The sequence below is a fragment of the Paenibacillus sp. W2I17 genome (genome assembly GCF_030815985.1).
Taxonomy (GTDB): Bacteria; Bacillota; Bacilli; order Paenibacillales; family Paenibacillaceae; genus Paenibacillus.
In genome coordinates this window covers 2,799,789-2,822,941 of sequence record NZ_JAUSXM010000001.1, presented here as the reverse complement: position 1 = coordinate 2,822,941, position 23,153 = coordinate 2,799,789, and the positions used below count along the sequence as shown (strand labels likewise).

The following is a 23,153-nucleotide window of genomic DNA, read 5'->3' as shown; positions in this document are numbered from 1 at the left end:
GAACGAGCGTTACATCAGCTTCTTAATCTCGTCCTTGAGGATTTCGGACTGGGTGCCGAAGATGACCTGCACAGCTCCACCACCGAGCCTCATGACACCGGAAGCGCCAAGCTGTTTGAGCGCCCGATCGTTGACGGCTTTGTCGTCCCTGACAACTAGCCGGAGGCGAGTGATGCAGGCGTCAATGCTCTCGATATTATCTGTTCCCCCGATCTCGGCGAGCACTTTGCCAGCCTTGGTATCGGCAGACGCTGCCACGGCGGAAGTATTAGTGGGGGTATCGGCATCATAAGCGTCATCCTCGCGTCCCGGCGTTTTCAGGTTGAACTTGATAATCATGAACCGGAACAGGAAATAATAGACGACCGCAAATGCGAGTCCGACCGGGATCATGAGCAGCGGATTGGTCGACAGCTTCATATTCACGAGGTAATCGATCAGACCTGCAGAGAAGGCGAAGCCCAGCTTAACATTCAGCAGGTACATGATCAGGGCCGCCGCACCAGTAAGAATAGCGTGCACCACATATAGCAGAGGCGCCGCGAACATGAAGGAGAATTCGAGCGGCTCGGTAATACCCGTTAAGAACGAAGCCACCGCTGCGCCGATAAAGATCGAAGCGACCATTTTGCGCTTTTCAGGCCGGGCTGTATGAATCAAGGCTAGCGCCGCTGCCGGAAGAGCAAACATCATAATCGGGAAGAAGCCAGACATGAACATGCCTGCTGTAGGATCTCCGTTGAAGAAGCGGGTTAGGTCGCCGTGCACGACTTCTCCGGCTGCATTGGTATAATCTCCGATCTGGAACCAGGCGATGGAGTTGAGGACATGATGCAGACCGAGCGGAATGAGCAGGCGGTTGGCGATCATAAACACCATGGAGCCAACGCCGCCAAAACCTACAATCCAGGCGCCAAAAGCGCCGATGGCATCCTGAATCGGGCTCCAGACCATGCCGAACAGGATGGCCAACACCAGCATGGAGCCAGCGGTGACCATCGGCACAAAGCGTTTGCCGGAGAAGAAGCCGAGCCAGTCAGGAAGCTTGATATTATGGTATTTTTTATACATATAGGCTGCAAGCAGTCCGGCAAATATCCCGCCCAATACGCCCATATCCAGCTTGACATCGTCAGGAATATAGCCGAATACACCTGGGACGGCTCCCAGAATCCGCGTCAGCACCATATAAGCGATCAGGGCAGAAAGCGCGGCGACCGCATCCCCCGCCAGTCCGATTGCCACCCCAATGGCGAAGATGAGCGCAAGGTTGCCGAAGATCGCCCCCGCTCCCTCATTCAGGAATGGAACTACATACTGATTAAGAAATCCCCCGATCACGGGACCGAGCGGAATGTCCTTTTCATAATTAAGAAGACCGAGGCCTTGAAGAATACCTGCCGCAGGCAGGGTTGCTACAGGAAGCATCAGGGATTTTCCCAGCTTTTGCAGTGATTTCAGCATATTGTTCTTCCTTTCTTTTTTTGATTTAGGTTATTTGGACAAGCTGACTTTCATGATAGTTCCCATGCCTGCTTCTACGCTGCCATACTCCGGGTGCGACTCCCACGGCTGTTCAGCCGCATTCGCAACGATGACAGGGGTGATGACCGGATAACCGGCTGAAGCGATCGCATTCAGGTCAAATTCAATCAGAGTCTGACCGATAGTGACCTGATCCCCGGTCTGCACTTGGGGTGTGAAGCCCTGTCCTTTTAGGCTGACAGTGTTCATACCGATATGCAGCAGCAGCTGCAGCCCGGAAGTATGCTCAATCATTACGGCATGGTGCGATTTGATCAGGTGCACCACAGTGCCGTCGATAGGGGCGACCAGCCTGCCCTCTTGGGGAATCATTGCAACTCCCGGTCCCATAAGTCCTTGCGCAAACGCTTCGTCAGGCACTTCTTCCAAACTGACGCAGGTTCCGGTGAACGGGGAGGCGACGGATATTGTTTCAGATGTTTTGGCAGATTTGTTGTTTTTCCATTTCCAGATCATTGTGTGTTGTCCTTTCTGTTGTTGGTTTTGGCATGGGTTTGAAAAAGCCGGTATAAATGCATTGCGAGAAAAGCCGTTTCTTCCTCGGGCACTTCTGTACCCAAATCCTCGGCCATTACAGCGCTCAGTTTTCTGGCTAGCTGGTATTCGGACGTATATTCATTTTTCACATATTGTGCGAAGGTGGGGGCCGTCATCGGCTGCTGATACAGGCGTTCCATGGAGAAGCGCAGGTGTATCATGAGTCTTGCCTGGCTAAGGCTGCCCTGATCAAAGCGAACGCCACCCTCCTCTTCAATAATCGACTGAAGCTTGCTGATCACATTGGATACCTTAACCAACTGTCCGACAGGGACGTGATTTACGGAGGAGTACACATGGTATGTCAGGAACCCCGCCTCATCTTCCGGTATCTCTACGCCAAAAGCCTCTCCGATCATGGCCGCCGCTTCCGAGGCGATTTCGAATTCTTTCGGAAAACTGAGCTTTGTCTCCGTAAGAAAAGGGTTCAGAATCTCCATCCCGTTGCGGATACGATATAAGGTGAACTGAATATGACTCGGAAGAGCAAGATAGATCTTGTCATTCAGCTTGCCGGGAAACTGATCAGCGATGAGACGGATAATTCGGTCAGAGATGTCGATGACATTGGGGTCCAAGTCCCTCATCAGCTCCTGAGCCTGCCCCCATTCCTCCCGGTCTTCCAGCCGGAACCTTTTCTCAATCCGCGGATCATCGGACTGCACGGTGCTTTCCACTTTGAACGCAAATCCCAACCCTTTGCCAATCAATACATACTCCTTGCTATTCTGGTGCGACCGGGCCAGAACAATATTGCTGCCGACGACCCGCTCCACCTGCAGAATCATTCCTTTACTCACGGTTCACCGCCTCCTCGTTTCTAAAGTTAACGCTTTCATGCCTCCGGAACGCAAAAAGAGCCAAGAAGCGAGTATAGTCTCATGTTCGCTTCTTGGCTCATGCCCTCTGGGGTGGTAACACGCCAATTCATTTTATGTTTTTATCAGAACGTTCTTCCTACATAATATATAAGCTGATCTGCCACCGTCAACTATAATTTTGTCATCCCACTGTTCGTCGTTTAATATAGGGTATGTGTAAACGAAAAGGTACCTGCCGTAGATGGAGCCAAATCTAACATGAATAGGAGTATGCCTATGTATCTTCGAAGTGTGGAACTCATGTCGGCCAAGATCGAGAATCGGGACCAATATCCTTTTGACATCCCCGCGATCCGATCCTTGGAACGATTGGAGCTCACGAATAACGTTACTTTTTTTGTAGGTGAAAATGGTTCAGGGAAATCTACGCTGCTGGAAGGCATCGCTCATCAATGTGGATTCAATACCGCAGGGGGTGGCAGGAATAATACCTATGAGACACATGCTTCGGAATCCTCGCTCGGGAATTATCTCAGGCTGGCCTGGTTGCCCAAAATAACGAATGGTTTCTTCATGCGCTCTGAATCGTTCTATCAATTCGCATCACATGTCGATGAGATGCCGGCGTCGCTTCAATACTATGGCGGGCGTTCATTACATGAACAATCCCATGGGGAGTCTTTTCTCAGTCTGTTCGTCAATCGCTTCAGTTCCAAAGGCATCTATCTGCTCGATGAGCCCGAAGCCGCTTTATCTCCAGCTAGGCAGCTCTCCTTATTGCGTATCCTTCATGATCTTTCGGGCACTTCACAATTCATTATTGCGACGCACTCACCGATTTTGCTGGGATATCCGGGGGCAGAGATTTTAAGTTTTGACGATAACCATATTCAAGAGGTAGTCTATGAGGATACCGATCACTACCAGATTACCCGCAGCTTTCTGGAGAACCGCGACCGGATGCTGAATGAATTATTTAAAGACTAAATTAAGATTGCGATACCAAGATTAAAACTACATTTTGTATGAGGAGAGATAGGATGAAAGTAGGATTCATAATCATTGATATGCAAGAGAGTATTGTGCGGAAAAAGATGGATCAGAGCTCGATAGACCATGCTTGCGAGTACATTAACCATGTAGCTAACGTGCTGCGCTCGAATGATCATGTGGTCGTTCACGTGCAGGATGTGGAGGGCATGGAGGAGGCACCACCGGAAGAATATCGTATTATTCCCGAGGTGGATGTGAATGAGAAGGATATCACAGTTACCAAAGAAGCTTCCAATGCTTTCTGGCAAACTGATCTGGAGCAGGTGTTGAAGAGTCACGGAATTGAATTGGTGATTATCGCCGGTTTTGCTGCAGAGGAATGTGTTCTATTCACCTACAACGGAGCAATGGAGCGAGGATTCCGGCCGGTGATGTTGCAAAACGGAATTCTTAGCACCCATCATGAAGCGGTGACTTCAACGTACAGAGATCGCAATGTGATCTCATATCCTGTGGTTAATTATCTAATCCATTAAGTGTCAGTTATATCCAAAATGGAGGTGATGGTGATGAACGTGCTTCACATTGCTTTTGTCCTTGTGATCTCATTGGCAGGCGTTGCCTTCGGCGTTCAGGGATTGAAGAAAAAATCTCCAGTCATGATGTATATCAGTGTAATATTTATTTTCGTTCCTATACTTCTTTTCATGGATTGGTTGACATTCTTACCTTTTATCGCTCCCGCAGCGCTTGCCAGTGGATACTTGGTGAAAAATAAAGACAAGACCAATAATCGGACTCTGTAGGGAGTCTTTTTTTTTGCACAAATGTACACTTCCACTACGACAGTTAAGGTTACTCCATGGTTTAAACCAAACTTTGCCTATATCTGCTGTGGTTGAAAGGATATATTGAGAACAGGGCACAGCAAACTCGTTGTGGACATCGGTAATGTCATGTATGGACCACTAACCAACTCATTAACTAAGGGAGATGTGCAATGAAGATGAATGTGCAAATTACGAGTATTTTGGCAGAACAAAAGGAATTGTTTCTCAACCTGTACAACTTGTATTTATATGATCTGTCTGAATTTTCTGGTGAGGATCTACTTGAAGAGGGGAAATATGATCCAACGAACACCTATCTATATCTGGAACGCGATGAATTACATCCGTTTTTGATTCAGTATGAAGGAAAGGTTATTGGATTCGTACTGGTGTGCTCACCTCCATATGTGCCGGAAGGTGTGGATTATACCGTGCAAGAGCTGTTCCTGGTTAAAAAGTATCGCGGACAGGGGCTAGCAGCACAAGCGGTTGACTTGGTTTTTGCTCAATTTGAGGGTACATTCAAAGTAGAACAGCTCGCTAATAATGCGGCAGCAGTTTCATTCTGGAAAAAATATTATGAGCAGTATCAGATCAACTACACCGAGTCTGAATATAGCATTGAGATTGACAACATCGCTGGCAGCCACCAGATTTTGTCCCAGACTTTTGTGCATCGAATATAGATAGATCCTAATTAAAATTAGAAGGTGATTCGTTTGTTTATTATCGTAGCAACCAAGGGGAATTGGAAGTGGGTCTCAGGTGTATTTCAGGCAGAAGATGTAGCTAGACAGTACATGGATCTAATACCTGATGAGCTGATGGGCTACCAGGAATTTATTGAGGTAGAGGACATCGCATACCCTTTTTTATATTATAGAGCGTCAGGAATCTCCATTTAGGTTTCTTGGCAAAGATGGAGTGATTGCACTTTTCGATAAAACAGATGTATCAGAGGATGAAGATGAGGTGCACTTCAATATCTACACGATTGATTCAAATTATAGACCGAAGAAGCCGGGTTTAGACTATATGGGCATACTGAGACATGATCATGTGACCAATGAGTTTATAGCGATTTACTGAGAAGAAGGAATAGAGTTTCTGAGTAAACGAAGGATTTTCCAAATGTAATGAATTTTCTCTCTAGGTCCCATTTGCTTCTCCTGAGTTAGGAGGTGGATAGGATCTTTTTCGATTCCCATTTACCAATACATGGGTTATGATGAATTAAGAGGAGTCTATGGGAATGAAGCGTGTGAGGGGGACTTAAGCATGCCGAAGCATCATTTTGTTATTGAAAACAAATCGCAAGTAAACGAATATATCTATACTTCCTACTCTTGGGACTCTAACGGCATGATACATGGAAGTGGATTAACCACAGAGAATCATACGACCTTGGAAGACGAATTCATTGCGTACATCTATGATTCCCTTTGCTGGTTGGATACATGGAATCCATCTACCTGTATGAGATGTAGTGGACTGAACAACTATGGAATAACCGTTATTGAAGAGCAGGATGCTTTGTTGAAGTTTCATCAACTGATTCGAGCCTGGATGGATCTATTTAGCCATGCGACTGATCCGATCGTTCTTACAGGGAATTACAGCATTGCTGGAGGCGAACAGAAGGGCGACTACGAGAAACTCGTATACAACAAAGTTGAATTAATCAACGAATTAAACAATCTTGCGAACATGGCAAAGTATGCTGAAGTAAATGGGAAATGCATTGTGCATTTTGGGATATGAAAGTTAACTCTTATAAGATCCAATTTACTATAGAAGGGAGTTTTTATATTGCCTTGGCCTATGGTTCATTTTGCAATTGCATCCGAATTGATATTCAAGCCATCCCCTGAATTATTATTGGGAAGTCTCGCTCCAGATTCCATTCACGTAAGAACTAATCTTCGTACTGAGAAGGCAAAAACACATCTCATGCCAGAGGCAGGAAGGTTCGCAACAGACGAAGAACTTAAAGAATTTTTTGAGTCCAACAAGAAGATAGCTTATAGTGATCCCAAATTCCTGCAATATCTGTGCGGATACATCGCCCATATCTATACGGATCGCGTGTGGACTTTCGATATCTATCCTGTATATGAAGTCCACCCCAATGGAAGAAGCGTGTATACACAGGATGTCACGAAGTTAGAGTTTATGATTCTACAGAATTGGAACGGGGCCCATGAATGGTTAAATGAGCTGAACGTGGGGGGGAGCATTTGATCTAGGCGGATTGCTGGAATCTGAGGTGTATCAGTATAGGGGAGAGAAACTTGAGTTTTTGGCTAATCCTGACAACGAACCTTTGGGTGATTTAAATCTTTTATCCATGGAAGCTATGGAAGAGTTCATACATAAAACGGCGTTAGCGCTAAAACAATTGTATACAAAATGGAATGTGTATGAAGATTTACGCAGCAATGAAGGCACTGCACAAATTCGTTTGTGAGTTGCATTCGAAGATCAATGAGATTATTTTAACTGTAAATGAAGAAATATTGCGGCACTACGGTTATATCTGAAAGTGGGTCTCCAGTTAATCTTGCATCATAGAATTACATAAAGGAGGAGGACATGGACATCGTTATGACGCTTGAACCGCACGGATGGCTGGATATTCTGATTAAACCTAATCAAGCAGAACAGATAGAGATTCCGGTTTCTTTTTTGTCGGATGCGGTTGATGAGGTGGCACGCCATATCGTTGCATTGCACAAAGGAGCAGCTGATGTAACCATGACCATGCAGACCGAACCTGGAGAATATCGATTCTGGATCAAGAAACGTTCACAGGCAATCGTTCAATTTATGGTGTATGAGATGAGTGATAACTTTAGCCCAGAAGACGTCATAAAGGGTCGGTTACTCATGTCTGAAGAGCTAATGCTGGTCAAGTTGACCAAGCTGTTCTACAGGGAATTAAGCAAATTGAAGGAAATGGAACCGGAGGAATATCACAAACGGTGGAGTTTTGATTTCCCATTGGAAGCCTATAAGCGGATAGGAAGGGTTGTCCAGATCCGTTGAATTCGAATGAATTAGACGAGAAGGAGGAGTGACGTGGCGAACATATATAAGGGAAGATATTCCGCTCAGATTGAGGGAGAATTTGTTGTTTTTATCATCGGAATGAGGATCAATCGTCTGTGGGCTATACACAAATGGCTGCCTGTCTTTAAGTCCATGGGCCCGATGATTAAAGAACTGTATATGAATCCGGAGACCGGATTTCTGAGTACAGAGTATTTTATAAGTTGGCGTGGGGTGACGCTACTCCAATACTGGCGCTCTTACGATGAATTGGAGAAATACGCACGGGGCGGATTACACTTGGAAGCTTGGAAAAAATTCAACCGATCCATTGGTACTGACGGGACTGTAGGGATCTATCATGAGACATACAAAACACAGTTGGGTTCCTTCGAAACCATATACGCCAACATGCCCAAATTCGGATTAGCTAAAGCGTCTGACCATGTGCCAGCGACAGGCAGGATGGAGACATCCAGACGCAGAATGGGCGGAGAGAATGACCCGGCCGTGGAAGCACCAGAGAATCCTTAAATTGGTGAAAAGAAAGGAGCATGTTATGAAGGCTAAACTTCGACCAGAAGATATATATTCAAAGCAACTTAGCTGGCTGTGTATTGAACCGATGCTTGTTTCTGTACGGGGCAGAGATATGGCAGCCAAAACAGAGATATACCGACAGTTACATGAAGGGCAACAAGCCTTATTTCTGTTCTATTCCTATCACAATCACACAAAGAGTCTGGCAGAATTTTATTGGTTTTCGGCCTATAACATCATTGAGATCAAGAGCTGGAACGGGATCAAGAACGGAATGAGCTACTTTAATCAAAATGAAATGGTAGATCTGCTGGACGACATCGAGCGTTTGATTACAAGTGAAAATAAAGTCGGAGACACTTGGCGTGAGGTGCTGACAACGGATCTGGAGAAGGACCCAATCCTGCTCCAGAGAACAGAGGCATTATATGCTACCTATCAGATCGTGGCACAAGCAGCTATTACACACATGAACGAGATAATTCTGCAAAATCAGGAGATGTATCTGGAGGTAGAGTAAGGTTAACGTAGCACCTTGATAAAAAAAGAATAGCTCATGCCTTGAATGCTCTGGATGAGTACATAGAAGAACTGCTCCTATGGAGTGGTTCTTTTTATTGTCTACGAGTGCTGATGCAACAAACCTGCAAAATCATGCAACAAAACGCAATACAGTGGGATAGTCATAACTATGGCAGTAATATGAGTTGTGAGAGGAGGGCAACACGTGAAAGTCATTTTTGAAGAGAACACAGCAATTGAAAAAAGGGTGGTCAAAGTCGTTACTCATCCTGAGGAGAGATCGAAGTGGGATCGTATTGAAAAAGCGATCGGCCAATCGGAAACCCAACTAACGGTCATCCATGCCAAGAATAATCGCAACATACAGATTCAATTGAGCTCGGTGGTCGCCATTGAGTCAGAGGATCGGATGTGTTGTGTACGTGTGATTACAGGCGAGAGATACCTGCTTAACAAACGCTTGAAATTTGTGGAAGAAGACTTGGATGACGTTCATTTTGTGAAAATTAATAATCAAACGATCATCAACACACGGTATATCACCGCATTCTCTGCAACAGACCATGCTCGGATTAAGGTAGATCTGACCGATAGCTCCAGTTACTTTGTCAGTCGATTTTATATTAAAAACTTTAGGGGGAAATTATCATGATGATGCAGCTTAGGCTTTCCTTTTTTCAAGTATTCACCGTTACTTCACTCTGGGTGACCTTGCTATTGACCCTATTCTATAATGATCAACCAATCGAAATGGGCTATCTGTGGAATATTGCCGCCATATCAGCTATTGCAGCTGTGTTGTTTGGAATGATGTATAACATGCTGTGGAACTATTTTACGTTAAAACCGGTATGGAATATCGTCATTTCTTCCACATTCAATATTGCAGGAGGTATGGCGATGGTATGGTTATTCTCGGTAGACATGTTCCAATTCATCGCTCCCTGGTTCCCCGGCATGTGGTTATTATCTATCGTGCTGCACGTCATCGCTTTTTATTTTTATGCTAGAATGGATAGCAGGAAAAAAGCGGAAGAGTTAAACAACATTCTCAAGTAGGTAAGGGGAACAAATATGAACGAGGAAGAACTGTTGCAGTTGTACGGGGTGGAACCTGATGAGGTACACCGGGAGGCCATCCGACAGCTGCTTCAGCAAGAGATTGAGAACCGAAAGTCAGAGGATAACGAGGTTCTGAGACTATTGTGCATCATGTTATTCTGTATTGGAAATGTGGAGGACACCACGCTGATCTGGCAAGCCAAACGAAAGAATCAGGATACGGGCAGTTATATTGATGTGCAGTTATTATGTGGTGCAGGGTATGAGGAGACATTGTTTTACCTGGAAAATATGGACGGGGAACAGGCGTACAAGGAGTTGCTTTACCTTAAACAGTGCGAGCCGTATGACTTTGTTGATTTTTCCAACGCGGAATGGGTCTCAGACTATAAACAATATTACAGTGTTTAATATATGAGTAAACCGGAAGGAGGGGGACTATGCCAAGTTTGCATGACAACATCATCTTAAGTTACGAAGTTGATTTAGAGAACAAAAGAATCAGGATACGCACTCGTTCGAGTCATGATGTGCCGAAAAATATGGATGTTTTATTCTCTGGTGTAATGGCCCATGCGTTTGATACACCGCTGCATGGCAGCATTATTCTGGATCTGGATGAGTGGGATATAGCGCATTTTATCCCTTATAATCGAGAGTTGTTAGAGTCGGGAAAAGGCTATGGTTGGCCTGTCAGCTATGATTCCTATGACGAATTGCAAGTCCGGCTGATCGAGGAGAAATACAAGTACATGGTGATCTCATCCTCGTATGGATTGAGTGGTTGGGTTTTGGCAAAGAACGTAGAGATTTCTGTTCAAGAAGCGGAGTGAACGGGATGGAGCGTGAGAACACGCAGCATGGTGGCAAGAGGGGCGCGGGACTAAGAACGGGCATTGTTGTGCTTGTTGTTCTGCTCCTTATTCTGGTCATGACCAATCCAAAAGAAGAGGATTTTGTTGCATGGCTCGCAAGTGAACATAACATCCATTCTTCGTATAATGTGAATGAAGGCAGGACGTTTGTGCAGAAAATCGATGGTGAGGGAAGGAATCTTCATGTTAAAGGTGGACATATACGGCATATGGGGATCTTTTCAACATATAGTTACCTTTTCTCGGATAATGAAGAAAAAGAGATCCAGATTGAAGCGACCGGCATAATGAATATGCTATTTAATAGATAGCTAGATTGACTGTGGACGGTTACAAAAGTTGAGTGAATGTTCTGCTGATAACCACGCGCTTTGCATGATGTAACTCGTGCAGAGAAGCGTGTTTTTTTGCGTATAAAGCGATAGAGACAGAGATGGTTAACTTCGTTTATTCGCAAATTCCACATTATGGGTTATGATGTACCTTGAGAGAAAATTTTACATACATAGGAAGTCTCTATTTTAAATTAAAGGCATTTAAGGTCTTTACCAGGGGAGTATTATCCATGATTGAATAGAGGGCTGATTATGAAAAAGTTAACTGTAGTTTCATTATTATTACTACTTCTGGTGGCCTGTCAGAAACAGGAAAACACTGAAGATGCACAACAATCAATAGATTCCTTGGCTCAAAGTGTCACAGAAAAAGGGGCACAACAGGATGAAGAAATATCGACATCCCAAGAGAAGGAAGACATCCCACCTGAGTACCTTGATGAAACAAACTATACAGGGGATGAATTGGAAATCGTCAAACTTATGAATGCCCGTATGCGTTATTTATACGAAGAGGATGAAAAGCGATATATGAATCTTTTTGATCCAAAATCTACTATATCAGGCAGTGGTGACGGTTAACGAGTTAAAAGAGAACAACGAGGAGTATAGTAATACTATGGTGTTTTGGAAAAAGAAAGAAGATGGCGATTCTGCGAAATGGGTTATTGCAGATATTGATTAATAACATAGTGTCTGACACCTGGAAGATCCATGTCTTCACACAAAATAAAGGATGATGTAATGATGGCAAGGCGATTAATACTGATTGAAGGGTTACCGGGTTCAGGCAAGTCAACGGTTGCCAAAATGGTTTCCGAAATTTTGATAGAACAAGGCAAGAAGGTACAACTATTTCAAGAAGGGGACCTGGAGCACCCTGCTGATTACGAGGGCGTATCTTTTTATTATGCTGGAGACTTCGAGGCTTTATTGAAAACGCATGAAGAATACAGAGAGATTCTGGAAAGCAATGCGACGGCCCATGATCAAGGTTTCCTGATTCCTTATCGTAAGATGAAAGAACAATGGGGAATAGAGCTTCCCGATCACCTTCTACAGGATATTTTCAGCCGAGATATTTACGAAATTCCTTTTGAGCAAAATGTTAAGCTGACTACCGGGAAGTGGCAAGATTTCACCCAAAACGTGTTAAGCACGAATGATGACTGCATCACGATATTTGAGTGTTGTTTTATCCAGAATCCACTAACCATGGGTCTCGTAAAATGCAATCAATCCAAAGAGCAGAACGTGCAGTATGTATTGGAACTGGGGCGTAACATCCATGCTCTGAATCCGCTTCTCATCTATATCGACCAGAAAGATATATCCTATACCTTTGATAAGGCGGTTAGTGAAAGACCAAAAGAATGGTCAGAGGGATTCATTAATTATTATACGAACCAGGGTTTGGGGCAGGCACAGGGTTATCAGGGTGTTGAGGGTACGGTACAGGTTTTGCAGGAAAGAAAGAAGCTGGAGTCCGAAATCTATGGGTTACTACAAATGGATAAGGTATGGCTGGATAATTCGGATTATGACCGCAAGGCTTGTAGGCACAAGCTAGAAAAGATTCTGCAGTAACCTTAATGAAATACGAATACATACCGGAGGTCAGTTTTATGACATTTTATGGAGTAGCCTTAATTGCAACAACCGCAATCTTAATTATTATAGGTGTTCGAAGCAAACGGAAAGTACTTCTTAGATGGGGCATAGCCAGTTTAATTTTATTGCTCGTACTTATTATTCCTTCGTTCATTAACGGGTTCATGGACGGATTTGCTGATGGGTGGTCAGCGAGATGACCACTGCAGATAACAATAATGTATCGTATGAACAAAATAACAACAAATTCAACTTTCGTGTGGCAGGTATTGTGATGGATGCGGGAAGAGTTCTTTTGCATACGACTGAACAGGATGATTTCTGGAATCTGCCCGGAGGTCGGGTGAAATTAAACGAGACAACAGAAGCGGCTATTGTGCGAGAGATGATGGAGGAACTGGGTGTTCATGTAGAAGCGCAAAGGCTTGCATATGTTAGTGAAGATTTCTTTGAATATGATGGCCTGAAGTATCATGAAGTTGGCTTTTATTATCTCATAACATTGCCGGAAGCCCATAAGCTCTATAGCGAAGTTGAATTCAAAGGTCTAGAGGATAACGGTAAGTTAACTTTCCAATGGTTTTCCTTGGACGAACTAGAGCATATGGAAGTTTACCCTGTGTTTTTGAAAAAGGAACTGAGTAATCTTCTTGATGTAAAAGGCATCAGACACTTCATTCAGAAATAGAGGGATAGGTGCCTATGGACATTACATTTATTCGTCATGGTCATGGCGAACACTTGATGGATTACCCTAATCAATTAAATTGCCTGCACCCTGGCCTCACTGAATTGGGAAAAAGTCAGGTTATAGCGTTGCGTAAACAAGTGGTTTTTGCTCCTGAAGACGTCATTTTGGTTAGTCCAACGAAACGTACTATTGAAACAGCGCAACTCCTAACCCCTAACAAAAATCTTGTATTCTTCAGCCCGCTGGTTGGCCCAAGAATGTTTCCTCAGAATCCAGAGTTTGTTCCTTTCGTCTGCGATCAGATCTATTCCAAGGAAGAGCTCAGCCATCATTATGCTGACATAAGATTGGTTGAGCTGGGGTTGGATTGTTGGGAAGAAAGTATTAATCAGATGGATGCATGTCGGTTCAAGATATTAGCTGAACAGCTTCTTGAATGGTGCAGGAAACAGAGTGGCAATACGTTTATCATTTCACATGACGGTACGATATCGAACTACAGGATTTTACTCGGAGAAAAAGGGCTAACCAAAAGTGATTTTCTTGGTGAAGCAGGACAGTACATAATCCGAAACGTTTAATGATTAATCCATTTTTTTGGCAGGGAGGGATTACATGAAATCTGTTCCGTTCTCCATACTTTTATCCAGTGTCATTTTGGGTATCTCGTTTATTATTGGCTGCATATTGTTAACGACTCAGGAGAGAAATAGTGAACTGACTCATGCAGTAGAGCAAGAAGTACCTAACGATAAAGTATTATTAACGATTCAAGAAACTGGGGAGTATCTGAGTATGACTGAAGAACAGGTGATGAGTATTATTAAGGCTGAACAAGGGAGTTTCACGGTATCTGGTTTCTTTGATGGGAGAATGTTTCCTTTCATTAAGGTTCAGGATAAATTTTTTGTTAGTAGAGTGGAGTTGGATTTGTGGGTTCAGGAAGCATCTGCAAGTCACAGAAGATATATTAATGGGCAAATGCAGTAGTCCTATGGGAACGCTGGATAATCCAAAGGAGATGAATCCACATGGAATTCGTGGGAGAGAAGGTAAGAATAACAACAGTCACAGAGCAGGACCTCGACTTCATATGTCAACTTGAATGTGACACAAACATTTGGAGCTTTGAGGAAACTGTTGAAACGGATGAGGAAAAGGTCCGTGAGAAATATCGCAGCCATTTTGCTGTCGCAGATGAGAAACCGTATGCCTATGATTTCGTTATACGCCGATTGAATGATCCGGAAGATACACCCATTGGTATCGTTCAGATGTGGAGTTATGTGGATTACCGAAAAAGCTGGGAACTTGGATACGGTGTGCTTTCAGAATACGCAGGCAACGGATATGGGAGCGAGGCTACACGTCTTTTGTTACAATTTGCGTTTCAAGAGTTACAAGCTCATAAGGTCGTCGGCATGTGTAATTCGCAAAACGTTCGCTCAGCAGCACTGATGCAGCATGTGGGAATGACACGGGAGGCCGTCTACCAGGAAGAACTATGGTGGAACAATCAGTGGACAGACCAGTATTTTTTCTCGATTTTGGATAGAGAGTTTAAGTCAGTCTAATAGGTACGGGGGGGCATAAGATGACTACGTTGGTTCTGCTAAGTGATTTGGTATTCAAATCTAACGATAAATTGGATCAGAGAATACTACGCTTATTTAACAGTGAACAGCCTTCCATCGGATATATCCCTTCGTGCTCCGACCCGGAGCGGAAGTATTTTGAACACACTAGACGTTACTATAATCAAATAGGAATAGATAACATTCAATTTTACGATCTTGATCTGGAGTATGAGGAGAGAACATTTGGCTCTATTTTCGAATGTGATGCGATTCATCTATCCGGAGGGAATACGTTTTATTTTCTAAGTTTATTACAGAAGAGAAATGTGCTTGGTTTGTTGCATTCCTATGTGAAGAGTGGCGGCATTCTGATTGGGGTCAGTGCAGGCAGTATTTTGACTACACCTACGATAGAGATAGCAGGGTATGGGGAAGATGCTGATGAAAACAATGTAGATCTGAAAGATATGGGAGCACTGGGACTCGTTGATTTTGAATTTGCACCGCACTGGGATGGTTCGGAAGACAGCCTGGATTCATTAAGAGAGTATAACCGTGTTAATCGTACGGCGATTTACGTGTGCCAAGATGGTGGCGGGGTTGTAATTGATGGTGAAAGCGTAGAGTTATATGGAAATGTGCGTCTCGTAGATTACAGAGAGAGTGGGTCTGTTGATGAGTAATATTACGGTCTATCATTATGATGCTTTCTCTACAGTTCCCGGTCAAGGTAACCCTGCAGGAGTGGTTTTTGATGCTGATCATTTCAGTGAGACGGAGATGCAGCAGATCGCTTATAAGGTTGGTTTTAATGAGACGGTATTTGTGTTGAACTCTGAAGTAGCTGACGTCCGATTACGTTATTTTACACCTGGCCATGAGATTAATCTGTGTGGTCATGCCACAATGGCATCACTGTATGGTTTGAAGACGCGTGGGATGTTAAGTGACAAAGAGTTGATCACAATTGAAACCAATGTAGGTACATTACCCATACGATTTGAGCGCAATGCCGACACCATTTACATGGAAATGAAACAGGATCAGCCACAGTTTATACCGTTCCAGGGGGATATCGAGAAGCTGGTAAGCGCCATCAATCTCACTCTGGATGAGGTTGACCATTCTACGCCAATCGTTTATGGAAGTACAGGAACCTGGACGGTATTAATCCCGATTCGTGAACTGAACTCTTTTATGAAGATGAAACCGGATTCTTCGCTGTTCCCAGGAATTTTAATTGATAATCCTAAGGCTTCCCTTCATCCCTTTTGTTTCGAAACCCGTTATTCCGATGTGATGATGCATGCCAGACATTTTTCATCACCTTACTCTGGTACGACGGAAGATCCAGTGACTGGAACAGCCTCCGGGGTGATGGGTGCTTATTATTTAACCTATGTGAAACCGGAGATCGATAAGGTACAGTTTGTGGTAGAACAGGGGCATGAGATTGGAAGAGATGGAAAAGTTCAAGTGAGTGTGATTCGGGATGGTGAGGATATGGATGTCAGAATTAAGGGCACAGCTGTTTTTGTGCGTGAAATGAACGTTGCATTGGCGACCTGATCTTCTACATAAAGGAGAGACTCTTGTTGAATGGAAAAACTGTTTTAGATAGCGTTACTCGTATGTTGAAAGAAGAATTAACGGATGCATTGGTGGGGATATATTTACACGGTTCTATGGCCATGGGATGCTTTCATCCGAACCAGAGTGATATCGATATATTGGTCGTTAGCCGGGAAAAGCGATCTGCCGACACCTATCGAAGGATTGCACAAAAGTTAATGCATATTGAAGATGAGATGCACATTACGAAAGGCTTTGAACTCAGTATTGTACTGGAATCTACGATTGTTGCTATGGCATACCCTACTCCTTTTGAGTTTCATTATTCTGCCTATCACCGGGAGAAATATCGAACGGATGAGCAATATCTATGTGGTGGATATGAAGATCTGGATCTGGTAGCACATATGGCGGTCATCTATGAGCGAGGTATTGTGCTGGATGGCAAACCCATTAAGAATCTGTTCCAACCGGAAAATCGTGAACATATGATTGCCTCAATCACATCGGACGCGAGTTCAGCTATGGAAGAAATTGTGGACAACCCAGTCTACTATGTATTGAACCTGTCCCGGGTTCTCTTGTATGTGAAAGATTCAGTCATTCACTCCAAGCGAGAAGCAGGAGCATGGGCGCTCACAGAGCTACCCGCTAAATACACGGACGTCATCTCACAATGTCTTGCAAAGTACAATGGTGAACTGGAAAATGTGAATTTGAGTGAAGCATTACTTCTGGATTATGCGGAATATATGTTGAATCAGATCCAAGTGAAGGGAGAATAACATTTTGCAAATTATTGATATTCGGCAGAAGCCGGACGTGCTGCAAGAAGCAGTACAGTATTTCTGGAAACAATGGGGCTCAGAATCAAGCTTTCATTTCTATCGGGATTGTATAGAGCGTTCTGTGGACACAGAGAGTGATGTGCCAAGGTTTTATGTGATGCTGGACGGAGACAGAATTATCGGTGGGTACGCATTATTACGAAGTGATCTGAATAGCAGGCAGGATCTCTTTCCATGGTTTGCATGTCTTCATGTTGATCCAGAATATCGGGGCCAGAACCTGGGTGGACAACTTCAGACCCATGCGATGAATGAGGTGAAAGCGAAAGGGTATGACAAGCTGTATTTGTGTACTGATCTGACCGATTATTACGAGAAAAGTAATTGGACTTATATCGGTAAAGGATACCTGCTTGATGATGAAGAGACGCGAATCTATGAATATCAGATTTGATCATGGATCTACCACTCCCTGAGTTGAGTGGTAGATTTTTTATTTTAACTGATAAGCACGCTAAATGCCCCTTACATCTACCAGAAAAGTTAACTGAGGAAAAATATGCTAGAATAGGAAGTGAATATTTATAAGGGTCTATTAGGAGGAATAATGATGATGTTTGGTTCTATCATTACAATATTAGCAATGTTGATTAATGTGTTGTTATATGGACTGGGCGTGTATGCGCTAATCCTGTTTATTAAGCTAGCCCGACGTGGGATTCAGGCACTGGATATCTACCTGTATGAGAAACGAGGAGAGCGTTTCTAACGTTCACCAGCTCATACTCGAACAGAATTATCATTTTTCTCTCAGTGTTTTATCTTTCCTATTCTAGTATGATTAACGCATCAATCCAGTAAAGAGAGGGTTAATGACATGGATGCTTTTTTAGAGCAAATTAACGAGTTAAACGAGCTTCAGAAAGACTTGGTCAGCCTACATCCTTTGTTTGCAGAACATTATCCAGTGGTTGTAGCCTATGAAGCTTTATTATATATCTATGATTATTCGTCCAAAACGCAGCAATATGAGTGGGTGAAGACGGTTCCGGACGATTTATATATTCCAGATGAATGCCTTGCTGCGATGCCGGTGCACCATATGGACGGACGAATGTGTGCGATTGTAACGGATGCAGCGTTCAAAGATCTGGAGCAGAAAGTTTATCTGTTCCACGAATATGTTCATTGTTATGTATATGAGAAATATGATGAACGGATCGTCAACCGTCTCAAGATTAAGCATAAAATGGATCAACTGAAGCGCGTAACATGGGAACTGGATTATGAGTTTCCGTATGAAGATGAAATCGTTGTGGAACGGATTAACTCATTGTTGTCTGCTTTGAAGAGTAAAGACCTGACGCAAGTACAGACAGCTAGAATGGCACTGTTCCGTTCATTAAATGAAGAACAAGCCGAGTATTGGAGCTGGTTGGAGTGGAACGAGGGTTACGCGCGTTATATTGAGAATCTGATTCGAGCGAAATTTGGGCAGGAAAGCAATCATATGGGAGACACAGCTCCGTTTAACCGCTTGATGTTCTATGAATGTGGATCGGAATATATTAGTCTGCTTGTGAAGGAGCACCCGGAGTACCATACGGATCTGGAGCAGCTGTTTGACCGGACGCAAGTGGAGAGAATACAGGGTTAATCACGCATCTACGGTGAAAAAAGGTGGAACCTAGCGAAGTCTCACTATTCGCGAGATCTGTACGTTGCACCAGTAGATTATATCGTTTCTTTTTCTAAGTATAGTAGAATACTTCCCCGATAAAAGGAGATTAACTCTATGCCGTTACCTATGGTTCATCTCAATATTGCTAATCTGATTGCAGACTCGCTGCAAATGCAGGCTGATCGAGGTTCATTCTATCTGGGGAATATCGCCCCAGATTCCATACATATGCGCGAAGGTACAACCAGAGATGATAAGGAATACACCCATTTCAACCCGAAAGATAATGGAGATTACGTTGGTGAACTGAAGGATCTCTACTCAAGCTATATGCAACAACTTAACGATGAAGGATGGAAGTGGTTTGTGCGAGGATACTTTATGCATGTGCTGACAGACTATTACTGGTTCCGGAGTGTGCATCCCGAATTCGTCGAACGGGTCAACAAGGTAGACCAACATACAGGCAGTAGCAGATCGAAGGATGAACTGGCGCGTTTATATTACCAGGAGACGGACCAGATCGATTTCAATCTCTATCAAGGTTCAAGTTGGAGCGAAGAGGTATGGCAGGTGCTCAACAGTTCACCGGGTTATGACATGACGGGTCGTTTAACTGCTGATGAGATTGTACGCTGGCGGGACCACACGTTTTCTTTTCTTAATGGGGAAGAACCGGGAATTACTCCTGAGTTCATCACGGGTGAGAGAGTTCAGGTATTTGTGGAAGAGACCGTAGAGCGACTGATCTCTATGTTGTCTTCATGGGACCCGGAGTTACGTAACTTGATATGAATATAGATAGTTAGTGCAGTTGAGTCATTTCATTATATACTGTATTTATTACTTCTCTACTCATTACTAGTTTATTAATACTAAGTCAGGGAGGCACGCAGTATGGTGAAATATGTAGGAGTGTTGCTCGTATTTGTCATTGCCACGTTCATTGCAGGGTGCAGTAAACCGAATGAATCGAACGCGGAAGAGGGACTTCCTCTGTTGATCACCTTAACCTGTAATCCAGACCTCACTTTGGAACCATGCCAAGATGTTGAGTTTGATCGATCTGATGAGATACGGATCATGATGGAGGCCATACATAAGGCTGAGCGTTTGCCCGGCATTCTCGATTATGGTACACAGTACGACATGAGCATAACAAATGCGGACAGCTCGATAACACGGTATGATCTTTCATTAGGAATGGATCCCAAGATGCAAGGCCTGTTAGTAAACCATGAAGACACGCACACTGGATATAGCATATCCCTTGAGGATTCGAATCAACTAAGAAGGCTGATTCAGCGACGTACAGATTAAGAAGGTATATGGAACGGAGAAGAACCTGTGGATGACAAAATTACCATTGAACCTTTGACGCAATCAGATGCAGATGGAGCGTATCAGGTGTTCGAGACAACCATTCCCCGCAGCATTTGATCAGGAGGGAATAGGCTCGCTTCTGGATGATATTCAGGATGAAATAACACAGAAAAAAGCGATGATTCACAAGGCATTGCAAGCAAAGGACAACATCAAAGCAAGTGTATTTTTACCTCGTCGCCAAAATGGGAGATGTTATTGTAGGCACAATCTCGTATGGACCGTGTGGTAAGGAGATTCGAGAATGTACAGAGGGCCGGCTGAACGATATCGGAGAACTGGGTAGCCTGTACGTGTTGCCCGATGTTCAAGGTCAGGGGATTGGTTCAGCGCTCATTCTCGCACTGGTTACTGAACTGCAGCGGCTGGGAATTCAGCAATTCTGCCTGGATAGCGGTTACCAGATCGCACAGAAGAAGTGGCAACGCAAATTCGGTGAACCCTATGTCGTGGCGAACAACTATTGGGGCGAAGGAACAGATCATATGGTTTGGTTATGTGAAGTACAGAATTTTATAGTAAAATGAAATGAACAAAAGAGATGACGACCTGTATTGTATAGGGGTCATCTCTTTATCTTTTTGCATCGATCGTGGACGATTGTTCGTACAGTGTATCATGTATGTTTTTATGTACCCGAGGAAAAAAGGAGTGAACATATGTCAATCCAGTGGAATACACCCGAGCAACGGCTGTCCCCTCATGCGGTAAACTTGTGGAGAATTAGCGCCATCATATGGAATGTAATAGGTTTCCTGATCCTTGCCGTACTGTTAATACTCGACTCCATCTATGGATGGAAGACGTGGATTGGTTGGATTTTGTGGGGCGTTACGGCCATATCTGTGCTCTATGCGGTGTGGGATATTTTCATCCAGCCGTCATGGTTATACAAGCATTGGTACTATGATGTGAATGAGGAGTTCCTGCAACTGAAGCGTGGGGCGCTAACCAAGGTACATCAGATCATCCCCATGGCGAAAGTGCAATCGGTTACAACAAATCAGGGGCCTTTAATGCGAAAATATGGACTCTATTCCGTATCGGTTGGCACGATGGGTTCATCGCATGAAATCCCGGCCTTGCCAGAGGAAGTCGCACTTGCACTCCGTCATCAGATTGCGTCCTATGCGCGGATTAATGAGGTGGATGAATGATCGATATGAAGCGACATCATCCATTAACCATGCTGTGGAGCTTGTGGAAACGGATAAAGAATTGGTTCGCCATCGTCCTTTTTTTGTTTGTTTTCCGTCAGGGCTCGGAGTCCCAATGGATATTCTATGGAAGAATCGCTTTTTATGTAGGTGTCTCCATTAGCATCTTGTCCATTATCCTGAAGTGGTTCACCTCGCGTTATGCAGCAGACGATACAGCCTTTCATATCTATAGTGGTGTGTTTAACCGTACCCGAAGAACGATACCTTATACGAAGGTCCAGAATGTGAATCGTCATACAACGCTGTTTCATCGTTTATTCAGGGTGACGTCGATTCGATTCGAGACCGGAATTAAGGGAGAAGATGCTACCTTTCAGTTACACGTTGTTTCACTTTCCGAAGCGGAACAGCTGGAGAAAATTGTAGCAGGTCATATGGCTGAAGAAGCAGAAACAGCAGGAGCAACAGAGGAACATGATACGTTGGATGCGGTTCAGGCTATGGAAGAGAGAGAGGCGCAATCCGAACCTTTTATAACTGATGAAGTCATGTCTCTACCTGCAAAAGAAAAACAGGAACGGGTTGTTCATTATCATTCCACCCGCAAGGACATATTCAAAGCATCCTTTACCTCGCTTAGTTTTCTCGTACTGATTCCGGTCCTGGCTACGCTCTATTCCTGGGTGAAGGACTTCTTCCCTGATGAAGAAGTAACGGAGAGTTTGTTGTTAACCTGGCTCGATTCTTGGTGGATTGCCGGTTTGATGATTTTAGTTTTATTGATTATATCTATTGCTCTGGGCATAGTCAGAACCTTCGTAAAGTATGGCAATTTCCAGATCACCTCGGATGCCAAGCGGATCTATATCTCGAAGGGCATGATGGAGCAAACGTCATTTTCAATCCTGAAAGAACGAGTCCAGGCCGTCAAAATTACACAGTCACCGATGAAAAGGCTGCTTGGACTGGCGGAAGTAGAGCTGACCACTGCAGGTAGTCTGGGAGAATCCGAGCAGGAGGTGAACTCGCTCTATCCCTTCTTGCCTGTGAAGCAAGCCTATACCCTGATTGAGGAGATCCTGCCATCCTATCGGGTTACGCAAGAGATGGAAAAGCTCCCACGAATATCACTATGGCTGCGCCTGCTCAAACCAAGCTGGGGGTGGATCATGATCACGGGTTTATTGTGGTACTTCAAACCATTGGTGTTTGGGCAGAAACATGCCTGGTGGATGATTTCCGCGATTCTCCTCGTGTGGATTGCAACATGCAGAGTGATGGACTTTTTCCATACCCGATACATTCTGCATCAGAATTTCATTCAACTTCGAACCGGTGCGCTCACGTCAACACTCTTCATCTCCAAACGTGAGAAAGTCATCGAAGTGCAGATCACCCGTAATGTGTTACAGCGTTGGTTCGGTGTGGCTTCCATTCATACGGTAAACCGCGCCAAACCAGTACTGCATCATCGGGCACATGACATTTCCCTGGATACGGCCAAATCATTTCAATCATGGTACATGGGACGTACCCAAGATGTTCAGACCCGTTAATTGCAAGAGCAAGTGCAGGAAGACCA

Annotated in this window: 37 protein-coding genes; 34 read left to right on the top strand and 3 right to left on the bottom strand. The window is 44.1% G+C overall.

Annotated elements, in window-relative coordinates; genetic code table 11:
* Positions 1-9: 9 nt before the first annotated feature.
* From QF041_RS12470 to QF041_RS12460, 3 genes are read right to left on the bottom strand one after another with little or no spacing between them, the layout of a single operon-like run.
* Complete coding sequence (locus QF041_RS12470) at positions 10-1,464, bottom strand: PTS transporter subunit EIIC (protein WP_307414419.1); 1,455 nt, start codon at positions 1,462-1,464, stop codon at positions 10-12.
* Between the two features lie 30 nt (positions 1,465-1,494).
* Positions 1,495-2,001 carry a PTS sugar transporter subunit IIA gene (locus QF041_RS12465; protein WP_307414418.1) on the bottom strand — a complete coding sequence of 169 codons (507 nt, stop codon included), beginning with the start codon at positions 1,999-2,001 and terminating at the stop codon, positions 1,495-1,497.
* Positions 1,998-2,882, bottom strand: a complete 885-nt coding sequence (locus QF041_RS12460; RefSeq protein ID WP_307414417.1) for a PRD domain-containing protein — start codon at positions 2,880-2,882, stop codon at positions 1,998-2,000. The genes QF041_RS12465 and QF041_RS12460 overlap by 4 nt, the downstream gene beginning before the upstream one ends.
* Before the next feature lie 297 nt (positions 2,883-3,179).
* Here QF041_RS12460 and QF041_RS12455 point away from each other — a divergent pair, with 297 nt between their 5' ends.
* The 34 genes from QF041_RS12455 (at position 3,180) to QF041_RS12290 (ending at position 23,127) form a co-directional block, all read left to right on the top strand.
* Positions 3,180-3,890: an AAA family ATPase gene (locus QF041_RS12455; RefSeq protein ID WP_307414416.1), complete on the top strand. Its 711-nt coding sequence runs from the start codon at positions 3,180-3,182 to the stop codon at positions 3,888-3,890.
* 53 nt (positions 3,891-3,943) lie between these two features.
* Positions 3,944-4,432: a cysteine hydrolase family protein gene (locus QF041_RS12450; RefSeq protein ID WP_307414415.1), complete on the top strand. Its 489-nt coding sequence runs from the start codon at positions 3,944-3,946 to the stop codon at positions 4,430-4,432.
* A 33-nt stretch (positions 4,433-4,465) separates the two neighbouring features.
* A complete protein-coding gene (locus tag QF041_RS12445; RefSeq protein WP_076209325.1) occupies positions 4,466-4,702 on the top strand; it encodes a hypothetical protein in 237 nt (78 codons plus the stop codon).
* A gap of 194 nt (positions 4,703-4,896) precedes the next feature.
* Entirely contained in the window at positions 4,897-5,412 is a 516-nt protein-coding gene (locus tag QF041_RS12440) for a GNAT family N-acetyltransferase (protein ID WP_307414414.1), read from the top strand.
* A 33-nt stretch (positions 5,413-5,445) separates the two neighbouring features.
* Positions 5,446-5,631, top strand: coding sequence for a hypothetical protein (locus QF041_RS12435; RefSeq protein ID WP_307414413.1), 186 nt, complete (start codon positions 5,446-5,448; stop codon positions 5,629-5,631).
* Positions 5,632-6,004: 373 nt separating this feature from the next.
* Positions 6,005-6,487: a hypothetical protein gene (locus QF041_RS12430; protein WP_307414412.1), complete on the top strand. Its 483-nt coding sequence runs from the start codon at positions 6,005-6,007 to the stop codon at positions 6,485-6,487.
* Between the two features lie 48 nt (positions 6,488-6,535).
* Complete coding sequence (locus tag QF041_RS12425; RefSeq protein WP_307414411.1) at positions 6,536-6,967, top strand: hypothetical protein; 432 nt, start codon at positions 6,536-6,538, stop codon at positions 6,965-6,967.
* Positions 6,968-7,025: 58 nt separating this feature from the next.
* Positions 7,026-7,193, top strand: a complete 168-nt coding sequence (locus QF041_RS12420) for a hypothetical protein (protein ID WP_307414410.1) — start codon at positions 7,026-7,028, stop codon at positions 7,191-7,193.
* A 125-nt stretch (positions 7,194-7,318) separates the two neighbouring features.
* Positions 7,319-7,771, top strand: a complete 453-nt coding sequence (locus tag QF041_RS12415) for a hypothetical protein (RefSeq protein ID WP_307414409.1) — start codon at positions 7,319-7,321, stop codon at positions 7,769-7,771.
* Positions 7,772-7,804: 33 nt separating this feature from the next.
* The gene (locus QF041_RS12410) at positions 7,805-8,308 is read left to right on the top strand and encodes a DUF4188 domain-containing protein (RefSeq protein WP_307414408.1); all 504 of its coding nucleotides are present in this window, start codon (positions 7,805-7,807) and stop codon (positions 8,306-8,308) included.
* Positions 8,309-8,333: 25 nt separating this feature from the next.
* Entirely contained in the window at positions 8,334-8,834 is a 501-nt protein-coding gene (locus tag QF041_RS12405) for a hypothetical protein (protein WP_307414407.1), read from the top strand.
* A 207-nt stretch (positions 8,835-9,041) separates the two neighbouring features.
* Positions 9,042-9,488 carry a LytTR family DNA-binding domain-containing protein gene (locus QF041_RS12400; RefSeq protein ID WP_307414406.1) on the top strand — a complete coding sequence of 149 codons (447 nt, stop codon included), beginning with the start codon at positions 9,042-9,044 and terminating at the stop codon, positions 9,486-9,488.
* On the top strand, positions 9,485-9,895 hold the full coding sequence (locus QF041_RS12395) for a hypothetical protein (RefSeq protein WP_307414405.1): 411 nt from the start codon (positions 9,485-9,487) through the stop codon (positions 9,893-9,895). The genes QF041_RS12400 and QF041_RS12395 overlap by 4 nt, the downstream gene beginning before the upstream one ends.
* A 15-nt stretch (positions 9,896-9,910) precedes the next feature.
* A complete protein-coding gene (locus QF041_RS12390; protein WP_307414404.1) occupies positions 9,911-10,309 on the top strand; it encodes a hypothetical protein in 399 nt (132 codons plus the stop codon).
* Between the two features lie 29 nt (positions 10,310-10,338).
* On the top strand, positions 10,339-10,731 hold the full coding sequence (locus QF041_RS12385) for a hypothetical protein (protein WP_307414403.1): 393 nt from the start codon (positions 10,339-10,341) through the stop codon (positions 10,729-10,731).
* A gap of 5 nt (positions 10,732-10,736) precedes the next feature.
* The gene (locus QF041_RS12380; protein WP_307414402.1) at positions 10,737-11,084 is read left to right on the top strand and encodes a hypothetical protein; all 348 of its coding nucleotides are present in this window, start codon (positions 10,737-10,739) and stop codon (positions 11,082-11,084) included.
* Between the two features lie 276 nt (positions 11,085-11,360).
* Positions 11,361-11,690, top strand: coding sequence for a hypothetical protein (locus tag QF041_RS12375; RefSeq protein WP_307414401.1), 330 nt, complete (start codon positions 11,361-11,363; stop codon positions 11,688-11,690).
* Positions 11,691-11,852: 162 nt separating this feature from the next.
* The gene (locus QF041_RS12370) at positions 11,853-12,695 is read left to right on the top strand and encodes an adenylyl-sulfate kinase (protein WP_307414400.1); all 843 of its coding nucleotides are present in this window, start codon (positions 11,853-11,855) and stop codon (positions 12,693-12,695) included.
* Positions 12,696-12,733: 38 nt separating this feature from the next.
* The gene (locus tag QF041_RS12365) at positions 12,734-12,919 is read left to right on the top strand and encodes a hypothetical protein (RefSeq protein ID WP_307414399.1); all 186 of its coding nucleotides are present in this window, start codon (positions 12,734-12,736) and stop codon (positions 12,917-12,919) included.
* Positions 12,916-13,407, top strand: coding sequence for an NUDIX hydrolase (locus tag QF041_RS12360; protein WP_307414398.1), 492 nt, complete (start codon positions 12,916-12,918; stop codon positions 13,405-13,407). Before QF041_RS12365 ends, QF041_RS12360 begins: the two co-directional genes overlap by 4 nt.
* Positions 13,408-13,421: 14 nt before the next feature.
* On the top strand, positions 13,422-13,991 hold the full coding sequence (locus QF041_RS12355) for a phosphoglycerate mutase family protein (RefSeq protein WP_307414397.1): 570 nt from the start codon (positions 13,422-13,424) through the stop codon (positions 13,989-13,991).
* Between the two features lie 34 nt (positions 13,992-14,025).
* A complete protein-coding gene (locus tag QF041_RS12350) occupies positions 14,026-14,400 on the top strand; it encodes a hypothetical protein (protein ID WP_307414396.1) in 375 nt (124 codons plus the stop codon).
* A 41-nt stretch (positions 14,401-14,441) separates the two neighbouring features.
* Positions 14,442-14,984: a GNAT family N-acetyltransferase gene (locus QF041_RS12345; RefSeq protein ID WP_307414395.1), complete on the top strand. Its 543-nt coding sequence runs from the start codon at positions 14,442-14,444 to the stop codon at positions 14,982-14,984.
* 20 nt (positions 14,985-15,004) lie between these two features.
* Positions 15,005-15,670 carry a Type 1 glutamine amidotransferase-like domain-containing protein gene (locus tag QF041_RS12340; RefSeq protein ID WP_307414394.1) on the top strand — a complete coding sequence of 222 codons (666 nt, stop codon included), beginning with the start codon at positions 15,005-15,007 and terminating at the stop codon, positions 15,668-15,670.
* Complete coding sequence (locus QF041_RS12335; protein ID WP_307414393.1) at positions 15,663-16,556, top strand: PhzF family phenazine biosynthesis protein; 894 nt, start codon at positions 15,663-15,665, stop codon at positions 16,554-16,556. Before QF041_RS12340 ends, QF041_RS12335 begins: the two co-directional genes overlap by 8 nt.
* 26 nt (positions 16,557-16,582) lie before the next feature.
* Entirely contained in the window at positions 16,583-17,344 is a 762-nt protein-coding gene (locus QF041_RS12330; protein WP_307414392.1) for an aminoglycoside adenylyltransferase domain-containing protein, read from the top strand.
* 4 nt (positions 17,345-17,348) lie between these two features.
* A complete protein-coding gene (locus tag QF041_RS12325) occupies positions 17,349-17,801 on the top strand; it encodes a GNAT family N-acetyltransferase (RefSeq protein ID WP_307414391.1) in 453 nt (150 codons plus the stop codon).
* 153 nt (positions 17,802-17,954) lie between these two features.
* Complete coding sequence (locus QF041_RS12320; RefSeq protein WP_307414390.1) at positions 17,955-18,116, top strand: hypothetical protein; 162 nt, start codon at positions 17,955-17,957, stop codon at positions 18,114-18,116.
* A gap of 108 nt (positions 18,117-18,224) precedes the next feature.
* Complete coding sequence (locus QF041_RS12315) at positions 18,225-19,004, top strand: hypothetical protein (protein WP_307414389.1); 780 nt, start codon at positions 18,225-18,227, stop codon at positions 19,002-19,004.
* Between the two features lie 138 nt (positions 19,005-19,142).
* Complete coding sequence (locus QF041_RS12310) at positions 19,143-19,823, top strand: zinc dependent phospholipase C family protein (RefSeq protein ID WP_307414388.1); 681 nt, start codon at positions 19,143-19,145, stop codon at positions 19,821-19,823.
* Between the two features lie 102 nt (positions 19,824-19,925).
* A complete protein-coding gene (locus QF041_RS12305; RefSeq protein ID WP_307414387.1) occupies positions 19,926-20,348 on the top strand; it encodes a YhfM domain-containing protein in 423 nt (140 codons plus the stop codon).
* A 224-nt stretch (positions 20,349-20,572) separates the two neighbouring features.
* Positions 20,573-20,938, top strand: coding sequence for a GNAT family N-acetyltransferase (locus QF041_RS12300; protein ID WP_307414386.1), 366 nt, complete (start codon positions 20,573-20,575; stop codon positions 20,936-20,938).
* A 132-nt stretch (positions 20,939-21,070) separates the two neighbouring features.
* Entirely contained in the window at positions 21,071-21,568 is a 498-nt protein-coding gene (locus QF041_RS12295; RefSeq protein WP_047842183.1) for a PH domain-containing protein, read from the top strand.
* Positions 21,565-23,127 carry a PH domain-containing protein gene (locus QF041_RS12290; RefSeq protein WP_307414385.1) on the top strand — a complete coding sequence of 521 codons (1,563 nt, stop codon included), beginning with the start codon at positions 21,565-21,567 and terminating at the stop codon, positions 23,125-23,127. The genes QF041_RS12295 and QF041_RS12290 overlap by 4 nt, the downstream gene beginning before the upstream one ends.
* Positions 23,128-23,153 lie beyond the last annotated feature (26 nt).